This window comes from Pseudoalteromonas translucida KMM 520 (genome assembly GCF_001465295.1).
GTDB classification, from domain to species: domain Bacteria; phylum Pseudomonadota; class Gammaproteobacteria; order Enterobacterales; family Alteromonadaceae; genus Pseudoalteromonas; species Pseudoalteromonas translucida.
In genome coordinates, this window is sequence record NZ_CP011034.1 from 1,103,087 (window position 1) to 1,127,421 (window position 24,335).

Consider the following 24,335-nt stretch of genomic DNA (forward strand, 5'->3'; position numbering starts at 1 on the left):
TGTCTCAATTTTAAATTTAATAGCGTGCATTTTAACATGCTAGGGGTTTTATACCAATGACTCTTGCAGAGTATTCACTTGTCAAGGTTAATTAGTATTATCATCATTTTGGTAAAGCGCATGGCGTTCTATATACAGACTCACCGCATCGGGTAATAGTTCATTCTTTTTATTAGTATTTTTAAGTTGTTGGCGAATATTACTTGATGCCGCATCGAGCATTTCACCGGGTAAAAAATAAAGTTTACCGGCAACCGAATGTGAAAGGTTTTTTGCATTATTAACTTGCGCTTGTTGCATATAATGCTGTAGCTCGCCACTAACAGCACATTGCTGCCCAGGGCGTTGATACACCACAATATGACAAAGCTGTGTGATTGCTTGCCACTGATACCATTTGTCGAGGTTGTTAAACGAGTCCATGCCAATTAAAAACACAATTGGCGTGTTTGGATGCTGTGCTCTTAATTCTTGTAAACTCAATAAAGAATAAGAGGGCCCAGTGCGGTGCAACTCTCTTAAATCGAGTTGAAAAAAAGGGTAAGGCGCAATTGCAGCATTGAGCATAGCTACTCGGTGCTGGGTGCTAATGCCAGGAGCTATTTTATGAGCGGGCAGTGCGCAAGGCATAAAATACAACGTACTTAAGTTAAGAGTATTTACGCATTGCTTTGCCATATTAATGTGCCCCAAATGAACGGGGTCGAAAGTGCCACCAAAAATTGCGATCATGTTAAATTCTGCATTTTAATTAACAGGATGACATGGCAGCGAAATATTCAGCGGTTGGCAAAACTTAATACAAATATGCGCGAGTGCTTGATAGGGCGCAATTAAGTTACCTTGTTTGTAGCTGGCGTCGAATATTGCAAGCTCAGAGCTAATTTGCTCAAGGGTGTGAATATTTAACCTGTTTATAGCGCTTTGTACTGGTGCTTGCTGGTTTTTCCATATTGCTTTTTGCTTAAATAAATTAGCAATAGGCTCGCCATTAAGTAAACCAATTTGCACATCAATTAAGGTGTTAAGCTCTTTGGTTATAGCCCATAAAATACTCACCACTTCGGTATTATCGCTGGCCAGTTTATTCAGCACTTTTATTGCTTGTTTAGCTTGGCCGTTTAACAGTGCGTCGCTTAAATCAAAAATATCAAACTTGGCTTGATTTAACAGCCCTTGCATTACTAATTGTTGTGTAATGAGCGTATTGGCGTGTAGTAATGAGAGTTTTTCAAGCTCTTGAAAGCACGCTAGTAAATTACCTTCAGTGGCGCTAATTAAACTCAGCTTTGCCTCATTTTGCATATTAAGTGATAAGCGCTGGCATTGCTCATCTAACCAGCGCTTTACATGCGTACCGGTAAGCGGGTAGCAAGGTACAAATAAACCGTGTTTATCAAGCGCTTTAAACCAAGCACTGCGTTGTACGTCTTGGCTGGCTTTAGCGCCTTTAATAATTAAAATGGTATCGGGGTTTATTAGCTCAATAATTTTTTTAAATGTATTGCTGCCAATAATTCCTGGCTTTTGCTGGTTTAAATCAAGCTCAATAATAGTGCGGGCGCTAAACAGCGACATACTTTGATATTGAGCTATAATTTCTTGCCAATCAAAACCTTGCATTAAAGTAAATTTAATTACTTCATCAAAGCCTTGCTCTTTAGCAATTGCGCGAATTTGTTGTACACATTGCGCTTCTTGAAAAGGCTCTTCACCAAACACTAAGTAAAAGGGTTTTAAGCCTTTTTTTAGTTCACTCGGTAATTGATTAGCGTAACAGCGCATTATAGTTGCGACAACTCTCTAAGAATACGACGACTAGCTTGTTGGCGTATTTCGCTAATTAGGAGTGCAAGCTCTTTTGCTTTGGCTAATGCATTGTCAGGATCGTCTTGATAATTACGATACAACTCAAAGCGCTTTTCTATAGGCTCAGCATTAGGACGATTGATCACAAACGCAACACTGTAAGTAAGTTCGTATTCTGCTACTTGGCCATTTTGAAACAACGACAAGGTTTGACGCTCAAGCTGATCTCTAAATAAATAAAGCTGTGCCGACTTTTTACTAGCCGCAACTAGTTTAACGTCACTGGCAATAAGCTCACTTTTTAAGGCGCTAAATAACGCTGACTTTTCATCGTCGCCAATGAGGGTTATTTGTTTTAGATCGTCTGGCAAGCTAGAGGCTTTTTTTAAATGAAAGCCACAGCTAGTTAATAAAAAACAGACTAGCACTAAGGCTAGTCCGTTTTTAATGGCGTTAAAAGCGGCCATATTAATTAGCTACCACATTAAGCAGTTTACCCGGTACGTAAATAACTTTACGAACGGTAACACCGTCAGTGTATTTAGTTACGCTTGCCTGTTCAAAAGCGAGTGCTTCTACTTGCTCTTTTGTGGCATCTGCTGCAACGGTTAGTTTAGCGCGTAGTTTTCCGTTAACTTGAATAATAATTAACTTTTCATCTTCAACTAAAGCCGACTGATCAACCTCTGGCCATGAAGCGTTAACTATATCGCCTTCTTTACCTAGCTCTTGCCATAATTGGTGCGACAAATGCGGCGTAATAGGTGCAAGCATAATAAGCATAGCTTCAAGCGCTTCGTTAGCTATCGCTACATCTTGCTTACTATTTAACGGTGCTTTTAATAATTTATTAGACAGCTCCATAATTGCCGCAATAGCAGTGTTAAAGGTTTGACGACGTTCAACATCATCACTCACTTTAGCAATTGCTTTGTGTAAATCGCGACGCAGTACTTTTTGCTCGTTATTTAATGCTGTTTTATTGAGTGGTTGAAAACCAACAGTTTTAACATCAACCGCATATTTCCATACACGTTTTAAGAAACGATGTGCCCCTTCAACACCCGCGTCAGACCATTCTAGCGTTTGCTCTGGTGGTGCAGTAAACATCATAAATAAACGTACAGTGTCGGCGCCGTATTGCGCGATAACATGCTGTGGGTCAATACCGTTATTTTTCGACTTTGACATTTTGCTCATGCCAGATGAAAACACCGGGTTACCATCAACTTTATGCCATGCTTTAGTTACGCGGCCTTTGTCGTCTGTTTCGGTATTTACGTCGCTTGGCGAAATCCAAATATCAGCCCCTTTTTCATCTTTACGATAAAACGTTTCGGCTAATACCATACCTTGACAAAGTAAGCGGTCAAACGGCTCGTCTGAATCAACTAAACCAAAGTCGCGTAATAATTTATGGAAAAAACGCGAGTACAATAAATGTAAAATAGCGTGCTCAATACCACCTATGTATTGGTTTACTGGTAACCAATAGTTAGCCGCTGCTGGGTCTAGCATGCCTTCGTCATGACGTGGGCTACAGTAACGAGCGTAATACCAAGACGATTCCATAAAGGTGTCAAAGGTATCGGTTTCATGAAACGCTGGAGCGCCATTCATAGTGGTTTTAGCCCAGTTAGGATCTGCTTTGATTGGCGATGTAACGCCATTCATTACTACATCCTCTGGTAAGCGTACCGGCAGCATGTCGTCGGTTGCAGCAAGTTCGTTACCGTCTTCGTTGCTCAGCATTGGAATTGGTGAACCCCAGTAACGTTGGCGGCTTACACCCCAATCACGTAGGCGGAAGTTTACTTTGCGCTCGCCCACACCTAAGGCTTCTAACTTATCGGCAATGGCATTAAATGCCGCGTCAAAATCAAGGCCGTCAAATTCACCCGAATTAACCAATACACCTTTATCGGTAAAGGCTTCTTTGTTTAGGTTTACTTCAAGATCAGAGCCCGTAACTGGCGCAATCACTTGTTTAATATCAAGGCCGTAGGCTGTTGCAAATTCAAAGTCACGTTGGTCGTGTGCAGGCACTGCCATTACCGCGCCTGAGCCGTAATGCATTAATACAAAGTTAGCTATCCAAATCGGTACTTGTTCACCAGTAAGTGGGTGAGTAGCAAAAAAGCCCGTTGCTATGCCTTTTTTCTCCATGGTTGCCATGTCGGCTTCACTTACTTTGTTGTTTTTACATTCTTCAACAAACAGTGCCACAGAATCGCTGTTTTTAGCCGCTTCTTTAGCAATGGGGTGGCCTGCAGCAACCGCTACATAAGTCACACCCATAAAGGTATCTGGACGCGTGGTATAAACGCTAAATGTTTCGTTGTTATCGGTGCGTTTAAATTCAATATCACACCCTTCAGAGCGACCAATCCAGTTGCGCTGCATGGTTTTAACTTGCTCAGGCCAATCTTCTAACTTGTCTAAATCGTCAAGTAGTTCTTGTGCGTAGTCGGTAATTTTAATAAACCACTGTGGAATTTCTTTTTGCTCAACCACAGCGCCCGAACGCCAACCGCGACCGTCAATAACTTGCTCGTTAGCTAATACAGTTTGATCTACCGGATCCCAGTTAACCGTCGACATTTTTTTGTACACTAAGCCTTTTTCGTACAACTTAGTGAAAAACCATTGTTCCCATTTATAGTATTCTGGATGACAGGTGGCAATTTCGCGATCCCAGTCGTAACCAAAACCTAATTGCTTAAGTTGGGTACGCATGTAGTCAATATTTTCGTAGGTCCATTTTGCAGGGGCTGTTTTGTTTTTAATAGCCGCGTTTTCTGCAGGTAAACCAAACGCATCCCAACCCATAGGTTGCATTACGTTTTTGCCTTTTAAGCGCTGAAAGCGAGATACAACGTCACCAATAGTGTAGTTACGCACGTGACCCATATGGAGTCGACCACTCGGGTAGGGGAACATAGAAAGGCAGTAATACTTTTCTTTGCTCTCATCTTCCGTAACTTTAAATACTTTGTTTTCTTCCCAGTAACGTTGGATTTTTGACTCTATTTTTTGAGGGTTATATTGCTCTTGCATCTACGGTTCCAGACTTCTTACGACTAATAAAAAATTAGCTCTAGGATAACCCAAATAAACCGCTATTTATAGCGCCATAAACACGCTTTTATTAAATTATAACTTTCAGTGCAGGTTAACCTATACTTTTATAAGCTAGTTACTGAAAAGCATAGGTTAAAGGTTGATTTAACAGGCCTAATAGGTTCAACCTACAAATCTAAATATGCCCTAAATTTGCAGGAGTAAGAAAATGGCTGACTACAAAACATGGCTAAACGATTTAACGCTTTGGTTAAAAGATGTAAAAGATCATGAATTAAAAGAGGCGGTAAAACGATTTGTTGAATCTGAGCAGGCACTTAAAAATTTAGGAGAAGAAAAGTATCAACTTTATCGTAATTACTTAATGCGCGATTTAGAACACTTGCAAGAGCACGAAACTCACTATAATTCGCTTGCATGGCAAGAGCTTAAAGAATCATTATGGTATGAGCTTTCGCACATAGAAGACAAAACACAGCTAGAGTGGCACTCACTTAGCCAAGATTTTAAGCACAATGGCATATATCACGTAGGCGAATGGATAGCCATGGGCACATTAGTATGTAAGAATTGTAACCATAGTTACGATGTTTATCATGCTACGCAAATAACACCTTGTTTAGAGTGTGATGGAATCTATTTTAGCCGTAAGGCTTTGCAACCCTAAATGTAAGTATTAAGTGGCTGCAGGCCACTTAATACGCCAAAAGCCAGTGAATACGCTGGTAAACAAAGAAGTTAGAATGACGAAAAAATTACTGCCACTACCTGTATCAAAGCTTGCGCCGAGCATTTCTACTAGCCACGTGCATACTTGCATGAGCAACCCATACCCAGAGCATTTTACTTTTATAGGCCAACAACGGGCGCAAAGTGCATTAGACTTTTCACTCGGTATGGATTTACCTGGCTATAACGTATACGTAATGGGCGAAGCTGCACATGGGCGTTTTACCCTAGTAAAAGACAAACTAAAAGAGCATGCCAAAGGCAGAGTAACGCCTAATGAGTGGTTGTATGTAAATAATTACGACGACCACCGCGAGCCTATCGCACTGTTTATGCAAGCTGGGCAAAGTAAAAAGCTTGCCGATGACATTGATGCTTTTATTGACGAAGTGCTCGACACCTTTCCTGCCGCCTTTGACAACCCTGCGTACCAGCGCAAAAAGAAATCCATAGATCGTGAATTTAACGACGCCTATGACGGTGCTATTACCGCGGTAGAGATTGCGGCGCTTGAACAAAGTGTGGCGCTTATTGAAGAAAAAGGCGTAGTAGGTTTTGCCCCATTAATAGATGGCAAGCAGCTAAGCGATAATGAATTTTCGCACCTTGAAGATGAACTACGTGAAACCTTTTTTGAAAGAATTGAAAAACTTGAAGACACATTAATAGAAGCACTTATTGAACTGCCGCGCTGGAAACGTGAATCTACCGAAAAGCTACGTAACCTTAAAAAGTCAACTGCCGAGCAAGCAACTAAACCTTTGTTAAAAGACTTAGAGCATAAATATGCCAGTCATATTGGTGTGCTGCGTTATTTAAAAGACATTCGCGTAGAAATTATTGATGCTGTGCTTGAGTGGTTAGACGATGAAGGCGAAAGCGAAGAAAACAAAGAAGACTTTGATCGCAAAGGCATGCTTACTGACTTTTTTGCGCCCAATATTTTAGTTGAGTTTAAAGAAGGCGACGCCGCTCCTGTGGTTTACGAACCTAACCCAACGTTTGGTAACATATTTGGCAAGGTTGAGTACGCTACGTCACAAGGCTCGCTTATAACTAGCTATCGCTCAATTCAGGCCGGCGCATTGCATCGCGCTAACGGTGGCTATTTAATGATGGACGCCGAAAAAGTAATGGCTAATCCACAAGTGTGGGATGGTTTAAAACTGTCGCTTAAAACCCATCAAATTAAAAATGACTTACCGTATCAAGATAGCGTAGTAGGCAGCAGTTTTACCTTGCGCCCGCAGTTAATTCCGCTAGATGTAAAAATAATATTATTAGGCTCGCGCGAGCTGTACTACACCATAGGTGAGTACGACGAAGAATTTGCTGAGCTGTTTAGAATATTAGCCGACTTTGACTACTACTTACCAAGTAGCGATAAATTACAGTACCAATTTATTACCAAAGTAACTGACTATTGCGAGCACGTTTTAAAATGCACCACTACCGAAGCAGCAATGGTGCGCTTGCTCAAATTTAGTTACCGCCAAGCAGAGCATCATAATAAACTCTCTGCCCGTTTTGCCGATGTGTTAGAGCTAGTAGCCGAAGCAAGCTATTATGCCAAGCAAGATAAGCTAACGGTTATAGACGCTCATCATATTGACGAAGCCATTGAAGGTAAACAGTATCGTACTGGGCAAATTAGCGAAAACATGCTCAGCGATATTAAAGAAGGGCACACCCTTATTGCCACGCAAGGCCAAGCCATAGGCAAAGTAAATGGTTTAACTGTACTGCATATTGGCGATACCTCATTTGGTACACCTGCGCGTATTACGGCAACGGTTTATGCCGGTGCCGATGGCGTTTTAGATGTAGAGCGCGAAGCCGAGCTAGGTAAAGCAATTCACTCTAAAGGGGTAATGCTACTTACCGGCTATTTAGGCAATAAATACGCGCAACATTTTAGCTTAACGCTCAGTGCAAATATTGCAATTGAACAAAGCTATGGCTACATAGATGGCGATAGCGCGTCACTTGCCGAGTTATGTGCATTAATTTCGGCTATTACTAGTTTACCACTGAGTCAATCAATTGCGCTTACTGGCTCAATTAACCAACATGGCGATGTACAAGCTATTGGTGGCGTAAATGAAAAAATAGAAGGCTTTTTTAAACTGTGTAAAATGCGCGGTTTAACTGGCGAAGAGGGCGTGATCATTCCTAAATCTAACCAAGTTAACTTAGTGTTAGATGAGGAAATACTTAATGCAGTTGAACTTGGTAAATTTAATATTTACGCAGTAGAGACTGTAGATCAGGCACTTAACTTACTGATGGATTTAGAAGCTGGCGATTTAGTCAACGGGCACTACCCTGAAAACTCAGTAAACGGCCTAGCCTTAGCACGACTTAAAGATATTGCAGACATTGTAAACGGCGATAGCGAAGATGAAAAAGACGCAGAACCAGAAGAGGAAAAAAATTAACTATGCTTAATATAATATTAGCGGTAATTATCGCCATATTTTGCTTTTTAATATTTAAAAACAGCAAAAAAGCCAAACAGCAAGTGGGTATTAACGCGCAAATAGAAGCTGATTTTTTGGCGGCTAATGCAAAAGTAGATGGCGTACAAGAGACCGCTTCAGGCTTGCAGTACAAAGTATTGCACCAAGGGCAAAGCGATGACAAGCCTAACCCCAAAAGCATGGTTAATGTGCACTACCACGGTACGTTAATAGACGGCACAGTATTTGACAGCTCGGTAGAGCGTAAAGCCCCTATTAGCTTTGGTTTACATCAAGTTATTAAAGGGTGGACCGAAGGTCTGCAACTTATGAGCCCCGGCGATAAGTACCTACTTTATGTACCGCATCAATTGGCCTACGGTGAAAAGCGGGTGGGTAGCATTCCACCGGCATCGCTGCTTATATTTGAAGTTGAGTTATTGGCTATTGAGTCGTAATTTTATTTAAAATAATAAATTACTTAAGCCCTACTTTTATAAAGTGGGGCTTTTTGCTTTTAGCCAGCCTGTAAAGGTTACTCAAGAATTTTAATCTTAGGTCGATACCTATAATAGTGACAAAGCTATTTTAGGGATAAAATAAGGAAGATTTCACCAACACCCACTGTACACCATACATACAGCCTTAATACTCAGCCTTTAACACAGCCTTTAACACAGCCAGGTGAGCAACTTGCTGAAGGCGAGAAAGAAGAAGAGCCAAAATATGTTTTATCAAAGTTTTTAGACACTAAAGCACAAAAGTACAGTGAAGATAACGCAACGTTTGGCAATCAATATAAAAATCTAGAAAAAGAGTATAAGCACTTTTCAGGGTGGGTTATTGCATTGCAAGAGCAAATTAACAAACTCAAACAAAGTCCAATACAACGCAGCTTAACCATAAATAGCACCGCAAATGAGCCAAATATAAGTGATGCTAGTTTAGCCATTGATGTTGAGCATTTAGGGTCTAAAAAATATAAAAACTCACAACAACAAGAGCAAATAGATATACTAGAGCTGCAATTAGGGGAGTTAAAAACAGAGCAAACAGCAATAAAACAACAAATGATTGAGCTGGTTATAAGCGAAATGAAAAGACGAGGCGATCACGACTATAATGTTTAGCGTTAAGGCACATTGGTGAATTAGCCCTTAACTTAATATTACTTACTTCCTGTTTAAATTTACCGTATTTTTAAAGTATAGCTTTGTTGAGTACGCTTTAAAAAATACACCCAAATAATGGCCAGTGGAATTTACTAAATTATGTTCGAAGATGAATTACTTTATGGATACAGCAGTGTATTAATTGCAGTTACATTGTTTATAGCGATCGTTATTTTTAACGAAATAGGCTTTAGAGCAGGGCGCTTTATTCAAGGCAGAACCGACAGTGAAGTTAAGACGCTAACGGGTTCTATTCAGGGCAGTATATTAGGTTTGTTAGCATTACTACTGGGTTTTACATTTAGCATGTCGATGCAACGGTATGATAACCGCAGCATGGCGTTAATAGATGAAGCAAACACGATAGGCACAGCCATATTACGGGTTGAATTACTGCCACAAGAATACAAAAAACAAGCAAATGAATTATTTAAAGAGTATGTAGACTTACGAGTTGCTATAGGGCAATTAGATTTAACTAAACACGCGCAGCGTAACGACTACAATAATAAAATAGCCAACTTACAGCGTCAGTTATGGTCATTGGCTATCGCAGCCACAAATGTTGATCCAAGGCCAGTCACCACAGGAGCGTTTGTAAAATCGCTTAATGATGTAATAGACAGCCAAGGAAAGCGAAATGCTTTATTACAAATGCATGTACCTGAGGTGGTATTAATACTGCTCTTTATTGTGTTTATTTCGTCTGGCGGCATTATGGGTTATTCCGCAGGACTAAGTGGTAAGCGAATGATTGTGCCCATTGTATTGGTTTCATTATTAATTACTTTAATTGTGTTTATTATTATTGATTTAGATCGGCCAAAACGCGGACTTATACAAGTAGATCAAACGGTAATGATTGAGGTTTCAGAAAGTATTAAATAGTATTAAAGAAGGGGTTTAATCTAAGCGCGTAAATAACAGTTATATTGTTTGCTGCTTTGGCGAACTAAATAATTATTTAGTTCGCCAATAAAAATGTTCGCGTAGTTTTAAATTACAGTAACGCTTTAACCTCAGGATCTGCAAACGCTAATTCAAAGCGCTCTTTATAAAGCATTTGTAAGTCGTTGGTATGCATACTTGGAATGTCTTGCTCGCCAGTAAAGTTTTTATTTATAAGCGTAGCACCAGTGCGATCTTTAATTATTAGATCAAAGTTATACCATGAATTATCGGTAAAAGCGTGGTGATCATACTTCCATTCGTTAAGTACAATTATAATAGTCGCAGTATCGCTATCTGCTTTAATGTCATTAATATCGACCTGTGGTGTGGTAGCTATTAGCTTAGCGTTAATACCAGAGCGAATAAAACCAGCAGCAAGGCGTTTACCTAAATGTTGTGGCATAGTTTCGCCAGTAATGATGTTTTGTGTATAAGGTATACCAAAACCAGAGCGACTTAATCCTTCAAAACCAGAGAGTTTGTCACCATTTACAACATATGGGCGATGATCTACCACTGCAATTTGTATTTCATCAACTTGGGGCTTATTTAATGTAGGAGCTGCTTGTTCTGCAGTCATAATGGCCGTACAGCCGGTAGTTAAAAGTAGGGTAACAGCGATAAAGATTGAAGCTATTTTGTTCACATTATATTCCTTTTATGTGTATTTATGATTAAATAAAACCAAATTACAGACCATTAGGTAATGCCATGAAAGTAATAGATTTTATTGGGCAGGATAATATTAACAAAAGCTGAATAAATCAAGATGGTATTAACTTTTATTTTTTTAATGGGCTTAAAGTACTGCTTTTAGCTAGAGTAGGTATTTAAGATATTAAAATGTGAGTGAAATATATTACCAATTATTAAGCTTTTACAATGGCTGTATTTACACCTCGTTACAGTAATTTGTCGCACAAAGCTGCAAACTGTCTTTTTATTGTTATTATGAAATGAAATAACATTGTAAGGACGATAACCTTGAAACTACGCACTTTATTAACAGCAATAGCAATTGCAGTTGCACCGGCAATATCGCCGATGGTTGCGGCTTATCAAACACAAGATACCCGCTTATTACGCTTTCCCGATATTCATAAAGAATCAGTCACCTTTGTATATGCGGGCGATATTTATATAGCAAACATTAAAACAGGTAAAAGCACGCGCTTAACTGATCATATTGGCTTTGAAACCTTTCCTAAATTTTCGCCAGATGGCAGCCAAATCGCTTTTTCAGCCCAATATAATGGCAGCCGCCAAGTGTATGTAATGAACCGCGATGGCTCTGACTTAAAGCAACTGACCTATTATAACGACGTAGGTGTAATGCCGCCGCGCGGTGGCTTTGATTATCGCGTACTTGATTGGACCCCAGACGGTAAGCATATTGTGTTTAGAGCTAACCGCACCCCTTATAGTCAGCGTGTTGGCCGACCTTATATAGTGCCTGCTGCTGGTGGCCTAGAGCAACCATTAGCCATACCAGAAACTGGCGGTGGCATGTTGTCGCCCGATGGCAAACAGTATGTGTATACACCCATTGATCGCGAATTTCGTACTTGGAAACGCACCCGTGGCGGGCGCGCACAAGATGTGTGGGTTTACGATTTAGAAAATAACAAATCAAAGCAATTAACAACCGACAGAGCAACCGACCAACAACCTACTTGGGTTAACAATAATATTTACTACGTGTCGGACAGAGAATACACGCTAAATTTATACAAACATCAAGATGGCAAAAAACCGATAAAAGTAACGAACCACAGCGACTTTGATGTGCTTTGGCCCTCGGCTGGGCCCAGCGCCATAGTGTACGAAAATGGTGGCTATTTGTATCGCTTTGATGATGCTACGCAGCAATCTGAAAAGCTGAGTATAAATGTTCAAGGTAACCGTGAACATACAATGGCCTACAGTAAAAATGTTAGTGACTTTATTGATTCAATGGACGTATCGCACGATGGAAAAAGAGTACTATTTACAGCCCGCGGCGAGCTGTTTTCTGTACCGGTTAAAAATGGCCCAACCCGAAACTTAAGCCATACGCCAAAAGGGCGTGAAATATCGGCTACATGGTCGCCCAATGGGCGCTATATTGCTTACATGAGTGATGAAACGGGCGAGTACGAAATTTACCTAAAAGACAGAGCTAACAACAACCAAGTTAAGCAACTGACCAGTAATGGCAGTATTTGGCGTTTTGAGCCAGTTTGGTCACCAGATAATAAAAAGTTATTGTTTAGCGATCAAAATCATACCCTGTGGTGGCTCGATATTAACACCGGTAAGCAGCGTAAAATAGATACCGCAAAATATAATGAAGATGGTTTAACTAGCTATATTTGGTCGCCTAATAGCGAAGATATAGTGTTTGTTAAAAATAATGAAAACCGCTACGCCTCATTATGGCATTACAATTTAAAAGACAAACGCGTTACTCGCTTAACAGACGACATGAGCAGTGAAACAAACCCAGCGTTTTCTCCCGACGGGCAGCAATTGTATTTCACATCAGAGCGCGACTTTAATTTAACTTTTAGTAGCTACGAGTTTGACTACATGTTTAACAATGCAACCCGACTGTATTCGGTTGCAGTAAACAGTAAAATAAAACCACTTAATACACCGCTGAGTGACGAAATAAGCATTGTTGACTCAAAAGCAGATAAAGACGATGAAAAGTCAGCTAAAACACCCAGCAACTATATAGAAAGTAACGGCTTTATGAACCGCGTTGTGGCGCTAAATGTACCGGCAGGAAATTACGGCGCACTAAGTGGCGTAAAAGACGGCGTATTAACACTCTCGGCAGGTGAGCTTAAGTTAGTGCCTAATGCCGTTGATGGTGAAGTCGCCACAATAGCAGCAGGAGTGAGTAATTATAAAGTGTCGGCTAATGCTGAGCATATTATTGCTCGTGCAGGAAAAAACATTAGCGTAATAAAGCCAGAAGCTAAACAAGACTTAAAAGCTACGCAACTTAACTTGCAAGACATGGTATTAAAAATTGACCCGCAAATCGAGTGGGCACAAATGTATCGTGAAGGCTGGCGCACCCTGCGTGACTGGTTTTATGACGAGAACCATCATGGCCAAGATTGGGATGCTATTTTAGCGCGTTACCAACCTATGGCCGACGCTATTGCACATCGAGCCGACCTAGATTATGTACTAAGTGAAATAGCAGGCGAAATAAACTCAGGGCATATTTATGTTAACTCGGGCGATATGCCAATATCTCCTCGTTTACAGCATGGCTTATTGGGCGCTGAAATTAGCGCGCATAAATCAGGCTTTGTAAAAATAGAGACTATTTTTAAAGGTGAAAACTGGCACGAGAACTTTCGCTCACCGCTAAACGAAACCGGCATTAACGCCAATGTAGGCGATTACATAATTGCAGTAAATGGCCGCTCAGTAAAAAGCGTAGTCAACTTTTACGAACTACTAGAAAACACCCAAGGTAAATCGGTTGAATTACTACTAAGTAAATCACCAAGCCTAAAAAACAGCTGGAAAGTAATGGTAACGCCTATTGCCAGCGAAACCGGATTGCGTTACTTACAGTGGGCACAATCGCGCGCTGAGTATGTTAATAAGCTTTCAGACGGGCGTATTGGCTACGTGCATTTACCTAACACCCATTACGAAGGTAACCGTTCGTTATTTAAAAACTTTTTACCGCAAACCAATAAAGAAGCGATGATCATAGACGATCGTTACAATGGCGGCGGTTTTATACCTGAGCATATGATCACTTGGTTAGCACGTAAACCGCTAAATTACTGGAAACGCCGTGGTGTAGAGCCAACTAAAACCCCGCAGTTTGCACACGATGGCCCTAAAGCTATGCTGATCAACGGCTACTCTAGTTCAGGCGGCGACGCACTACCGTATTACTTTCGCCAAGCAGGTTTAGGCAAATTAATTGGTACGCGTACTTGGGGTGGTTTAATTGGTATTTCGGGCAACCCTGGGCTTGTAGATGGCGGCTCAGTTATTGCCGCTACTTTTAGAATTTTAGATAACGAAGGCAACTGGATCATTGAAAATGAAGGCGTAAGCCCAGACATAGAAGTGATTGATCGCCCAGAGCTTATTCAAGCCGGACAAGATCCGTCGATTGAACGCGCTGTAAAAGAGTTATTAAAAGAGCTTAAAGCAAATCCGAAAAAACCATTGGTAGTGCCAGCAGCACCGAGTGAGTTTGGTCGCTAATAGCAATAAATTAAGCTGCTAGGTTACTCAACTTGTTAGCTACTTTGCGTGTGCTTGGTAGCTAACAAGTTTATTAGAGTATTATTAAAAGCGTGATACCGCGCTTTAGTTATAAGAGAGCTTATAGTGAAAAAATTATTACAGGTAGACTTTGATTTTGCAGGCCCGTTTGGGGAGCAAATGTCTGCAGCATTAAAAGATTTAGCCGAATCAATTAACCATGAACCCGGTGTTATTTGGAAAATTTGGACCGAAAACCAACAAGGTCAACTTGCTGGTGGTATTTACCTATTTGAAGATGAAGCATCAGCTAATATGTATTTAACTATGCACACAGCACGCTTAAAGGCTATGGGGGTTGCCCAAGTTCGTGGCCAATTATTCGATGTAAATCTGCCATTATCAGCGATTAATAACGCACCGCTTACTGTTAAATAGATAAGGTTTTTGTTGGGCTGCTGTTTACGTTACCTTCGTTACATTAGCGCGGCCAAAAGTCGGGTTAAAAAGTATAATATCCATGTTGTAGCAAGCAACGAGTATTAGAATGTTTTGGCCGTTACGGAGTTGTTTTACCTAGGGATTATTGGGCTTTCTAAAGGTCTGTTGGGATCCAAACAGATAAGCCACCTTTAATATCAACCACGGTAGTTATTAAAGGTGGCTGAATCAAGTAGTGGATGTTGAAACAGAGAAAGAAACGGTTAAGAGTTAATACCGGTAGCGATGTATTATCATATAGAGTCAATCAGCAACTTTTTTAATACAATTAGCTTTTTAGTATCTTTCTTGAATTTTGCGTCTATTATCTGAGCCATTAGTTCCATGTCGCTAAGAATATCTTCTGAATCAAAATATCCCATATCTGCTAATCCTTTATTTAATTTACACACAGAATAAGTACAGCTTCCTTTTTCTGTTAGTGAGAAATAAAATCTCTCTCCAAATTTTATTAAGTGTTCATCGTAGGTATCAAAATGAGGATGAATAATTAAGAATTGAGATGATGGGGGGTATTTAGTTCTCTCTTTTTTTAATGGTAAGGGTTTAACTACATCAATATCTCGTTTGGCATTATTACAGTCAACGCAAACAACACAAAGATTCTTGGGCGTAAAAATAAAATTTTTATACTTAGACTTAGGAGCTATGTGCTCAACTTGGCAGTTTGCCGCATTTCTTATGCTTGATCTTAAGTTTTCTAAGCTATCACTAGACCAATCAATATGATTAAATTCAGGAGTATCTACCACTTCTTTTATTAGGGCTTTTTGCTCCTTGGTAAATTCTATTGCTCGTAACTCATTATCCATAAATTTTAAGTACCTCATTCAAAGAGTCAATGAGCTCCAATATAGGGTCATCTTTACTTATTTTTTGTTTCATACGATTGAGCATTTCTAGGTGTTTAATATCTAGTTCGTCAAAAGATTTGTATGTTTTTACTTTTGAATAAATCTGCATAGAAATTTTCAGAAGGTATTCATTGCTGTGGCCTGGTGATTCAAAAACATTTACAAGCTGATAATCTGAAGAGCGTAAATAATGCTCTGATGCATCTAATAAAATATTTTTTTGAATATTTAAAATTTCACAGTTTGTTGTCGATATATTTGAAACTATAAGTGGTGAGTGCGTAGCAATAATAAAATGGCAACCAGAGTAAGTATTCAGAGATTGATTTAAAATATCTACAAAGCGTTCTTGCCATGATGGGTGCAAACTTATTTCTGGCTCATCAATTAACACAAGTGAGTTATCTTCGATTGAAGCAACAATTCCTAGAAATAGTAAGAAAAGACATTGCTCACCAGAGCTTCGAGCTGATAAAGATCTTACTTTGGCATTTGGTGATAAGTAACTTGCTTTTAAAGGTTGATCTTTGAGCGTTTCAATATCTGCTACAACAACTAAACCTGAACGTAATAAATCAGATAACTCTCTTTTATCAAATTCAATATCGTAAATTGAACTGGACGGTATTAACTTTAAAGATTGATTGCTAAGGCTTAATAAAACTTCGGGTGAAGTATAAATAGTTTCAATTTTTGAAAGCAGATTTAACAGCTCACTTTTTTCAAAGTGGTAGGCTGCAGTTTGAAGTTTTAATTGAGCATCTAAAGATATTTTTTGATCCTTTATATCACCGGAGGCAATTATGAGAAGGTCTTGTTCTGTTATAGTTGGAGTTAACTTTATTTTTAATACACTATTAAATCCAAATTCATCTAGGAATGCTTTTAAAGCATTAACTTTGCGAAGATCAAAGGTTTGTTGTATCAGTAACTGCTTTATTGCATTTGATGCGATACGGACTGACGGGCTCAAATCTTGTATGTATGGCTTAGAGCCAATATATGAATAAACCTTAGATAACCACGGATATTCATCAGCCTTAAAATCATTTTGAAAACGTTCAAATTGACTCGTCGATGCACAGATTAGCTTTCGTGGTAAGTTAGCCCCAAGTAAACCTGTAATAGCTTCGTATTCATTTTTGTTATTGATAGCCCAGCGTAGCCTATCTTTACCAGTTTGTGTTTTGGGTTTGTATAGCTCAGCATATTTTGAGTAGTACTTTCTGAATATATCCAATAACAATTCTGTTTTACCACTACCGTTATCACCTACGACTACAGTAAAAGCATGTTTATCATTATCAATTCCTGTGAAAAGTTTAGTATTACCTATATTACGTGATCGAAATCCCATTTCTACACATTTCATTTTTCAATATATTATTTAGTTCTTTATTGAGCCTACTTTAAATCTACTGGCAAACCCGCCAACACCTAGCAACAACACAAATCCCCACACAAACATATTGCCGTATTGGCTGTACACGCTGTCGCCTTGTATTAACTTAACGTCGGCTTTCATGGTGGTGGCTTCAAACTGTGGCATGCTTTGTTGCGTGTGGCTTATTGGGTCGTATACGCCGCTTACGCCGTTGTTAGTAACACGTATTAGTGGCCGCTGTAGCTCTAGAGCGCGCATGCGGGCTATTTGCATATGCTGGTGAGGGCCAATTGAGTCGCCAAACCAGGCATCGTTACTTACGGTAAAGAGTAAATCTGAGCTGTGCTGATAATTACCACGCACTAGGTCGGCAAATACTATTTCGTAGCATATCGCGGGCAGTATATTAAAGCCGTTAGCACGTAGGTTATTTTGTACTTTGTCGCCACGAGTGAACGACGACATAGGTAAATCAAATAACGGTGCGATAGGGCGCAGTAAATCTTCAAATGGTACAAATTCGCCAATAGGGAGTAATTGGTGTTTTTGATAGCGGTTTTTATCTAGGTAGCGGTAGTGGCCGTGTTCATCTTCTTTATTTTTATTACCTACTACTATGAGGGTATTAAAAATAGTTTTAGTATCGAGTTGGTAGTCAACAACACCGGTAATTAGCGCGGTTTTATTAAATGAAGCGGCACTGTCTAAGCCTGCTAGATATGAGTCAGCAAGCGCTTCTATTTCGGGTACTGCGGCTTCGGGCCATACTATTAAGTCGGCGTCCCAATGCGTGCGGGTTAGGTCTTGGTATTTACTCATAGTGGTCCAAAACTGGCTGGGATCAAAGCGCAGACTTTGTTTTATATTACCTTGTACAAGTAATGTCGACATGCTTTTGCCTGAGTACTGTGCTGTGCCTGTGGTGTATGCACCGGCAAAAAGTAGTGCTAAAGCACTGCTGGTTATGGCCAATGTTTTAAAATCTTTTTGGCTTAGGCGATATAATGCAAAACCAATGGCAATACATACTAAGGTTAAACCAAATTCGCCAATATAAGGGGCAAGCAGTCTAAGTGGGCTGTCGGTTTGCGTATAACCAAAACTTAACCACGGAAAGCCGGTTAGTAAGTGTGCGCGTAAGTATTCGCTTATGGCAAAACTTACAATTAATAATGCGCCATAACTTTTAGGGCCGCTGGCAAAGCGAGTTGTTGCCCAAAAGGCAAGTGCAGGAAATAACGCTAAGTATGAGCACAATAAGGCCATAAGCGCTAAAGAAGCGATTAATGGCATGCCGCCAAAAGTGGCTATAGATACATGTACCCAGCTAATACCAGCACCAAACCAACCTAAACCAAATATAAAGCCATATTTAGCGGCTGTTTTTGCGTGTTTTTTACCGGTGTTTTTTGGATTAATACAAAAAATGATGGCAGCAAGGCTAAAAAACGCAATGGGCCAAATTTCAAAGGGGGCATAGGCAAAAGTTAAAACAAGGCCCGCAATTAATGCGAGCCATGCTTTTTTATCTTTTGCTAATAAGGTGAACTTAGTTAGCAGAATCTTCACTGTAGTTATCATCAACCTTAGGAACGGTGACTTGCAGTTGCAAGATGCGACGATTGTCAGAGTTGGTTACTTTAAATTGGTAACCTTCTATATCAATGGTTTCGCCACGGCTTGGCATGTGGCCAAAGGCATGTAATACAGTGCCACCAATAGTATCGGCGTCATCTGTGCTGTAACCTGTTTTAAAATGCTCGTTAAAGTCATCAACAGGGGTTAGCGCTTGTACTACGTAAACATGCTTAGCAAGTTGGCGAATATCTTGTTGCTCTTCTTCTTCGTCGTGTTCGTCTTCTATTTCGCCCACGATTATTTCAAGAATATCTTCAATAGTGACTAAGCCCGATACACCGCCGTATTCATCAATAACAATAGCCATATGGTAGCGTTGCTGACGAAATTCGTTAAGCAGGGTATCGACACGTTTACTTTCGGGTACTACCATTGCTGGGCGTAAATAATCGCGCAGTGAGGGCAGTAAGTCGTCCTTGTTTAAGATTAGGGGTAATAAATCTTTAGCGAGTAAAATCCCTTCTACATGGTCTTTATCTTCACACACCACCGGAAAGCGTGAGTGCGTAGAGTGAACCATCATAGGTATGAGCTCTTCAAGCGGGCTGTCGATCTCAAGGGTGATCATTTGTGAGCGCGGCACCATAATGTCTCGCACTTTAAGCTTAGACACGCCAAGCACACCTTCAATCATCTCTTTGGTTTCTGGATCGATTACATCCCGCTCTTGCGCATCGGCAATTACTTCAACCAGCTCTTCTCTGTTCTGGGGTTCCCCTTGAAACTTTTGGGCTATTCGGCCCAGCCAGCTTTTTCCAGAAGAACCCTGGCTAGAATGCGAGTTACCGTCGCTCATTATATCTAATTACTCCGTTTATTTAAATTTCGTCCCGATATGGGTCTGCTATGTTTAGCTCAGCAAGTAATTGCTTTTCTATACTTTCCATCTCAAAAGCATCTTCACTCTTTATATGGTCAAATCCAAGCAAATGCAAGCATCCATGAATAACCATATGAGCAAAGTGGTCATGAAATGACTTTTCTTGCTCAATTGCTTCAGCCAATACAATTGCTGGGCAAATAACTAAATCACCTACTAAAGGAATATCTATTCCCGGTGGTGCTTCAAACTCAAACGACAGTACATTGGTAGGCTTGTTTTTACCACGGTAGTCGTTGTTAAGTTGTTGCGACTGCGCTTCGTCACTAATTACAATAGTGAGTTCAGATTCGTCGCGGTATTGGCTAAGGGCTTTGTCGGCCCAAAGCGCAAATTGTGCCTCGCTTGGTAAGTTGTCAAACTCACAGGCTATTTGTAAATCAAGTTCAGTGTTCACGGTATTACTCTTTAGTAGCAGGCGGTTGTTGAGCGGCAAGCTGCTCTCGGGCTTTTTGCTTTTCTAGGCGCATAAGTCGCTCGCTTTCATCGTTGCGCTCGTAGGCTTCAACAATACGCGCAACCACTGGGTGGCGAACTATGTCTTGGGCTTTAAAGTGGTTAAAGCTTATTTCGTCTACGCCATCGAGTACTTCCATTGCATGGCGTAAGCCTGAGCGCACACCACGTGGTAAATCTACTTGTGTTATGTCGCCAGTAATAACCGCTTTTGAGTTAAACCCAATACGGGTTAAAAACATTTTCATTTGCTCTGCGGTGGTATTTTGGCTTTCATCTAAAATAATAAAGGCATCATTAAGCGTACGCCCACGCATATAAGCAAGTGGGGCAATTTCAATAACGTTTTTTTCGATTAGTTTTTCTACTTTTTCAAAGCCAAGCATTTCAAATAGCGCATCGTAAAGCGGGCGCAAGTATGGGTCGACCTTTTGGCTTAAATCGCCAGGTAAAAAACCGAGCTTTTCACCGGCTTCTACCGCTGGGCGGGTAAGCAATATACGGCGAATTTCTTGGCGCTCTAGGGCATCAACTGCAGTTGCCACAGCCAAGTACGTTTTGCCTGTACCAGCAGGGCCAATGCCAAAGGTAATATCGTGATGCAAAATATTAGAAACGTATATACCTTGGTTTTCGTTACGTGGCTTTATAACACCACGGCGCGTTTTAATCACCATTTCTTTGGTGTAAGTGCTGGTTGTGGCGTCTTGTTCTAGGGCGTTTGATTCGGTAATGGCTAAGTGCACGTTGTCGGGTTCTATTTCGCCAATTTCGCCGCGCACAGGTTGAGTATCAATATAAAGGTTTTTTAAAATTTCGACAGCGCTGGCGCTACTGTAAGTTTTGCCTGTGACTTTAAAAAAGTTATCGCGGTGGATAATTTCAACACCAAGTCGGCGTTCAATTTGTTTGATGTTTTCGTCAAACGGGCCACATAAAGAAGAAAGGCGTTTGTTATCGGCAGGTTCTAAATAAATCTCTAATGTTTTTAACTGATTACTCAAAATTACTTCCTATAGCATGGCGCCAGTGTTAACTGGCGCTAAAATTTCCACTAAGGGACGAAAGTAGCAACGCCAATTTCGTTCATAGTGTCAGGTTTAGGCTCAAGGCTTGCAGCTTTGGTTAAAATAGCTGAAGGAGCGATTTCACGGCGTAAGTTCATTTCTGATTCTGTACGAATTAAGTCACCACGTAAAGAGTTAGGTAGTGCCTCGGTAATACGTACGTCAACAAACTGACCGATCACTGTGTGTGGGCCAACAAAGTTAACTACACGGTTGTTTTCGGTACGGCCACGTAATTCCATTGGGTTCTTTTTAGAAGGACCTTCAACGAGTATACGCTGCTCTGTATCGAACATTTGACGGCTAATTTGTTGCGCCATTTGTGTAATACGATTTTGCAGTAAGTATAAACGCTCTTTTTTCTCTTGCTCGGTTACGTCATCTGGCAAGTCGGCCGCTGGTGTACCTGGGCGAGCACTGTAAATAAAGCTAAAGCTCATATCAAAACCAACGTCGCTAATTAGCTTCATGGTTGCTTCAAAGTCATCTTGGGTTTCACCCGGAAAACCAATAATAAAATCTGACGACATGCTTAAGTTAGGGCGAATTTTGCGTAACTTACGAATTGTCGACTTATATTCAATAGCTGTATGGCCGCGTTTCATTAGGTTTAAAATACGGTCTGAACCACTTTGTACTGGTAGATGTAAATGATCTACAAGCTCTGGTACATCGGCGTATACGTCAACTATATCTTGGGTAAACTCCACAGGATGCGATGTGGTGTAACGAATACGGTCAATACCATCAATGGCGGCAATAAGACGAATTAAATCCGAAAAATAACATATTTCGCCATCGTGTGTGTCGCCGCGGTACGCGTTTACGTTTTGGCCAAGTAGGTTTACTTCACGTACGTTTTGCTCAGCAAGCTGGGCAATTTCTAATAGTACGTCATCTACTGGGCGGCTAACTTCTTCGCCGCGAGTGTAAGGCACAACACAAAAAGTACAGTACTTAGAGCAGCCTTCCATAATAGATACAAATGCAGATGGGCCATCGGCTTTTGGCTCTGGCAAACGGTCAAATTTTTCAATCTCTGGGAATGAAATATCAACAACCGATGAGCCTTTGTTACCTTGCACTTGTTTAATCATTTCTGGTAAACGGTGCAGCGTTTGTGGGCCAAAAATAACGTCTACAAACGGCGCACGCTGGCGAATAGAGTCACCTTCTTGTGAGGCAACACAACCACCTACACCAATAATTAAGTCTGGCTTGTCGTCTTTTAACAACTTCCAACGACCTAATTGGTGGAACACTTTTTCTTGTGCTTTTTCACGAATTGAACAGGTGTTAAGTAAAATTACGTCGGCATCTGTTGCATCATCAGTTAGCTGATAGCCGTTGGTGGCATCTAAAAGTTCAGCCATTTTCTGAGAGTCGTATTCGTTCATCTGACAACCCCAGGTTTTAATATGCAGCTTTTTGCTCATTGAAATATTGCCTCGTGTTCAATTCGATAGTGGCACAAAAATGTGCTAGAAACAGGATTAAGTGAAATGCATTACTGCGCTATACCCACTTAAAGGACGCGTATTTTAGCTGGATACACACGTAAATCCAAGTATAGTTTTCATGTTTGTGATTTCAAATCAATGCAGCTTTAGTTTTATCCACAGTTGAGCGTATCCTTTGGCACATAACAAGCTAATTACGATACAATTAAAATAGTTTTAAGAAATTAAAAAGATGAGAACATGACAAAAAATAAAGTAATTGTTGTGGGTGCTGGCATGGTGGGCGCTGCTATGGCAATTAAACTTGCCCAGCAAGGCAAAGCAGTGCGCATAATAGAAAAAAAACTAATAAATCCGCAGCAAGTTTTAAGCAGTGATCAGGTTGATATTCGCGTATCGGCAATAAATCGTTTTTCAGAAAAGCTGCTAGACGAATTGGGCGCAATGGCACTTTTAAAACAAAGTAGGTTGGCGCCGTATCAACAATTAGAAGCGTTTGAGCGCGGTGGCGATAATTTATTATTTGATTGCGCCGATATAAACACCACGCATTTAGGCCACTTAATTGAAAATAACTTAATTCAAGCCAGTTTATGGCAGCAATTTGAGCAATACAACATTGAAGTTATTGAGCAAGCAGCGCCTATTACGAGTATTGAGCAAACCTCAGATGCAATTACGCTAGTGTATGGGGATCAAACCTATACAGCCGATTTAGTAATTGCAGCCGATGGCGGGCAATCGCAATTACGGACTAAAGCAAACATAGGTATAACCGGTTGGCAGTATCAGCAGCATTGTATGGGCGTACTTATAAAACTTGATGCGCCGCAACAAGTAAAAACGTGGCAGCAATTTACTCCCACCGGCCCTTTGGCCTTTTTACCTATGCAGGCTCCTTACGCTAATTTAATTTGGTATGACGATGCCAATACACTGCAAAGCTTTAAAGGTTTAAACCCGCTGCAACTTAAAACACATATTGTTAAAAAGTTTCCTGAGCTTGCCGGTGATTTTACCGTGTTAAAGCACGCAGTGTTTCCACTGGCTCGCCAGCACGCAAACAAATATTCGCAAGGGCGACTAGTGCTTGTAGGTGACGCTGCACATACTATTAACCCATTGGCCGGGCAGGGCGTAAATTTAGGCTTTCAAGACGTTGTAGCGCTTGCACAGGTGCTATTAAGTGCTGATGACATAGGTTGCCCATTAAAACTAAATGAGTATGAAAAATCGCGCCGCAAAGCAAACTTATTAATGATGAGCATGATGGACGCCTGCTATTTTGGGTTTTCTAACCAAATTACGCCATTAAAATGGGCGCGTAGCCAATTTTTAAAAATAGCGAACAATGCCGGACCGGTAAAAAACTGGGTTTTAAAATACGCTATTAGCGGCGAGTTAAATTAATACTAATTGCTATAACGTTTGCGAACTATTGAAAGACTCATTTATGGGTCTTTTTTTATGTTTGTTTATTGAGTAAAAGTGCGGCGGCAGAGGGGGTGTTAATAAAATACAGCCACTAAAATACGGCTATTTAAGTGCAGTTATTAAAATAAGATTTTATAGATAGATTAAAATACATAAGTTTAAAATAAACGGATTTAGAATGAGTAGTTATGAGTAATACAAAAAGGAAGAGTAATTTAAGCAGGAAGTATAAA

Annotated in this window: 20 protein-coding genes; 8 read left to right on the plus strand and 12 right to left on the minus strand. The window is 40.4% G+C overall.

Going from position 1 to position 24,335, the window contains the following annotated elements:
- Positions 1 to 87: 87 nt before the first annotated feature.
- From nadD to leuS, 4 genes are read right to left on the minus strand one after another with little or no spacing between them, the layout of a single operon-like run.
- A complete protein-coding gene (nadD, locus tag PTRA_RS05165; RefSeq protein WP_058372939.1) occupies positions 88 to 732 on the minus strand; it encodes a nicotinate-nucleotide adenylyltransferase in 645 nt (214 codons plus the stop codon).
- 15 nt (positions 733 to 747) lie between these two features.
- Positions 748 to 1,785: a DNA polymerase III subunit delta gene (gene holA, locus PTRA_RS05170; RefSeq protein WP_058372940.1), complete on the minus strand. Its 1,038-nt coding sequence runs from the start codon at positions 1,783 to 1,785 to the stop codon at positions 748 to 750.
- On the minus strand, positions 1,785 to 2,276 hold the full coding sequence (locus PTRA_RS05175) for an LPS-assembly lipoprotein LptE (RefSeq protein WP_058372941.1): 492 nt from the start codon (positions 2,274 to 2,276) through the stop codon (positions 1,785 to 1,787). The genes holA and PTRA_RS05175 overlap by 1 nt, the downstream gene beginning before the upstream one ends.
- 1 nt (position 2,277) lies before the next feature.
- Positions 2,278 to 4,866, minus strand: a complete 2,589-nt coding sequence (gene leuS / locus PTRA_RS05180) for a leucine--tRNA ligase (protein WP_058372942.1) — start codon at positions 4,864 to 4,866, stop codon at positions 2,278 to 2,280.
- Positions 4,867 to 5,098: 232 nt separating this feature from the next.
- Here leuS and PTRA_RS05185 point away from each other — a divergent pair, with 232 nt between their 5' ends.
- The 5 genes from PTRA_RS05185 (at position 5,099) to PTRA_RS05205 (ending at position 10,138) form a co-directional block, all read left to right on the plus strand.
- Positions 5,099 to 5,557, plus strand: coding sequence for a zinc ribbon-containing protein (locus PTRA_RS05185; protein WP_011327721.1), 459 nt, complete (start codon positions 5,099 to 5,101; stop codon positions 5,555 to 5,557).
- 76 nt (positions 5,558 to 5,633) lie between these two features.
- The gene (locus PTRA_RS05190) at positions 5,634 to 8,057 is read left to right on the plus strand and encodes a Lon protease family protein (RefSeq protein WP_058374530.1); all 2,424 of its coding nucleotides are present in this window, start codon (positions 5,634 to 5,636) and stop codon (positions 8,055 to 8,057) included.
- Positions 8,058 to 8,059: 2 nt separating this feature from the next.
- Positions 8,060 to 8,536, plus strand: a complete 477-nt coding sequence (locus PTRA_RS05195; RefSeq protein ID WP_011327723.1) for an FKBP-type peptidyl-prolyl cis-trans isomerase — start codon at positions 8,060 to 8,062, stop codon at positions 8,534 to 8,536.
- A 150-nt stretch (positions 8,537 to 8,686) separates the two neighbouring features.
- Complete coding sequence (locus PTRA_RS19360) at positions 8,687 to 9,208, plus strand: hypothetical protein (RefSeq protein WP_058372943.1); 522 nt, start codon at positions 8,687 to 8,689, stop codon at positions 9,206 to 9,208.
- A gap of 141 nt (positions 9,209 to 9,349) precedes the next feature.
- Positions 9,350 to 10,138 (plus strand): bestrophin-like domain, encoded by a 789-nt coding sequence (locus PTRA_RS05205; protein ID WP_058372944.1) that lies wholly within the window; start codon positions 9,350 to 9,352, stop codon positions 10,136 to 10,138.
- Positions 10,139 to 10,250: 112 nt separating this feature from the next.
- Here PTRA_RS05205 and PTRA_RS05210 read toward each other — a convergent pair whose 3' ends face one another.
- Complete coding sequence (locus tag PTRA_RS05210) at positions 10,251 to 10,847, minus strand: hypothetical protein (protein WP_011327726.1); 597 nt, start codon at positions 10,845 to 10,847, stop codon at positions 10,251 to 10,253.
- Positions 10,848 to 11,245: 398 nt separating this feature from the next.
- Between PTRA_RS05210 and PTRA_RS05215 the strand changes: the two genes are divergently transcribed.
- Both PTRA_RS05215 and PTRA_RS05220 read left to right on the plus strand, forming a co-directional pair.
- Positions 11,246 to 14,428: a S41 family peptidase gene (locus tag PTRA_RS05215; protein ID WP_058374531.1), complete on the plus strand. Its 3,183-nt coding sequence runs from the start codon at positions 11,246 to 11,248 to the stop codon at positions 14,426 to 14,428.
- A 126-nt stretch (positions 14,429 to 14,554) separates the two neighbouring features.
- Positions 14,555 to 14,866, plus strand: coding sequence for a monooxygenase (locus tag PTRA_RS05220; protein WP_058372945.1), 312 nt, complete (start codon positions 14,555 to 14,557; stop codon positions 14,864 to 14,866).
- A gap of 296 nt (positions 14,867 to 15,162) precedes the next feature.
- On the opposite strand, the gene PTRA_RS05225 is transcribed toward PTRA_RS05220, so the two are convergent.
- From PTRA_RS05225 to miaB, 7 genes are read right to left on the minus strand one after another with little or no spacing between them, the layout of a single operon-like run.
- Positions 15,163 to 15,741 (minus strand): HNH endonuclease, encoded by a 579-nt coding sequence (locus PTRA_RS05225; RefSeq protein WP_058372946.1) that lies wholly within the window; start codon positions 15,739 to 15,741, stop codon positions 15,163 to 15,165.
- Entirely contained in the window at positions 15,734 to 17,140 is a 1,407-nt protein-coding gene (locus tag PTRA_RS05230; RefSeq protein WP_157756040.1) for an ATP-binding protein, read from the minus strand. The genes PTRA_RS05225 and PTRA_RS05230 overlap by 8 nt, the downstream gene beginning before the upstream one ends.
- Positions 17,141 to 17,170: 30 nt before the next feature.
- On the minus strand, positions 17,171 to 18,736 hold the full coding sequence (gene lnt, locus PTRA_RS05235) for an apolipoprotein N-acyltransferase (protein WP_208855518.1): 1,566 nt from the start codon (positions 18,734 to 18,736) through the stop codon (positions 17,171 to 17,173).
- Positions 18,717 to 19,601 (minus strand): CNNM family magnesium/cobalt transport protein CorC, encoded by an 885-nt coding sequence (gene corC / locus PTRA_RS05240; protein ID WP_011327732.1) that lies wholly within the window; start codon positions 19,599 to 19,601, stop codon positions 18,717 to 18,719. The genes lnt and corC overlap by 20 nt, the downstream gene beginning before the upstream one ends.
- Positions 19,602 to 19,623: 22 nt before the next feature.
- Positions 19,624 to 20,082, minus strand: coding sequence for an rRNA maturation RNase YbeY (ybeY, locus tag PTRA_RS05245; protein WP_011327733.1), 459 nt, complete (start codon positions 20,080 to 20,082; stop codon positions 19,624 to 19,626).
- A gap of 4 nt (positions 20,083 to 20,086) precedes the next feature.
- On the minus strand, positions 20,087 to 21,145 hold the full coding sequence (locus tag PTRA_RS05250; RefSeq protein ID WP_011327734.1) for a PhoH family protein: 1,059 nt from the start codon (positions 21,143 to 21,145) through the stop codon (positions 20,087 to 20,089).
- Positions 21,146 to 21,195: 50 nt separating this feature from the next.
- Positions 21,196 to 22,644, minus strand: coding sequence for a tRNA (N6-isopentenyl adenosine(37)-C2)-methylthiotransferase MiaB (gene miaB / locus PTRA_RS05255; protein ID WP_058372949.1), 1,449 nt, complete (start codon positions 22,642 to 22,644; stop codon positions 21,196 to 21,198).
- A gap of 264 nt (positions 22,645 to 22,908) precedes the next feature.
- Here miaB and PTRA_RS05260 point away from each other — a divergent pair, with 264 nt between their 5' ends.
- Entirely contained in the window at positions 22,909 to 24,078 is a 1,170-nt protein-coding gene (locus PTRA_RS05260) for an FAD-dependent monooxygenase (protein ID WP_058372950.1), read from the plus strand.
- Positions 24,079 to 24,335 lie beyond the last annotated feature (257 nt).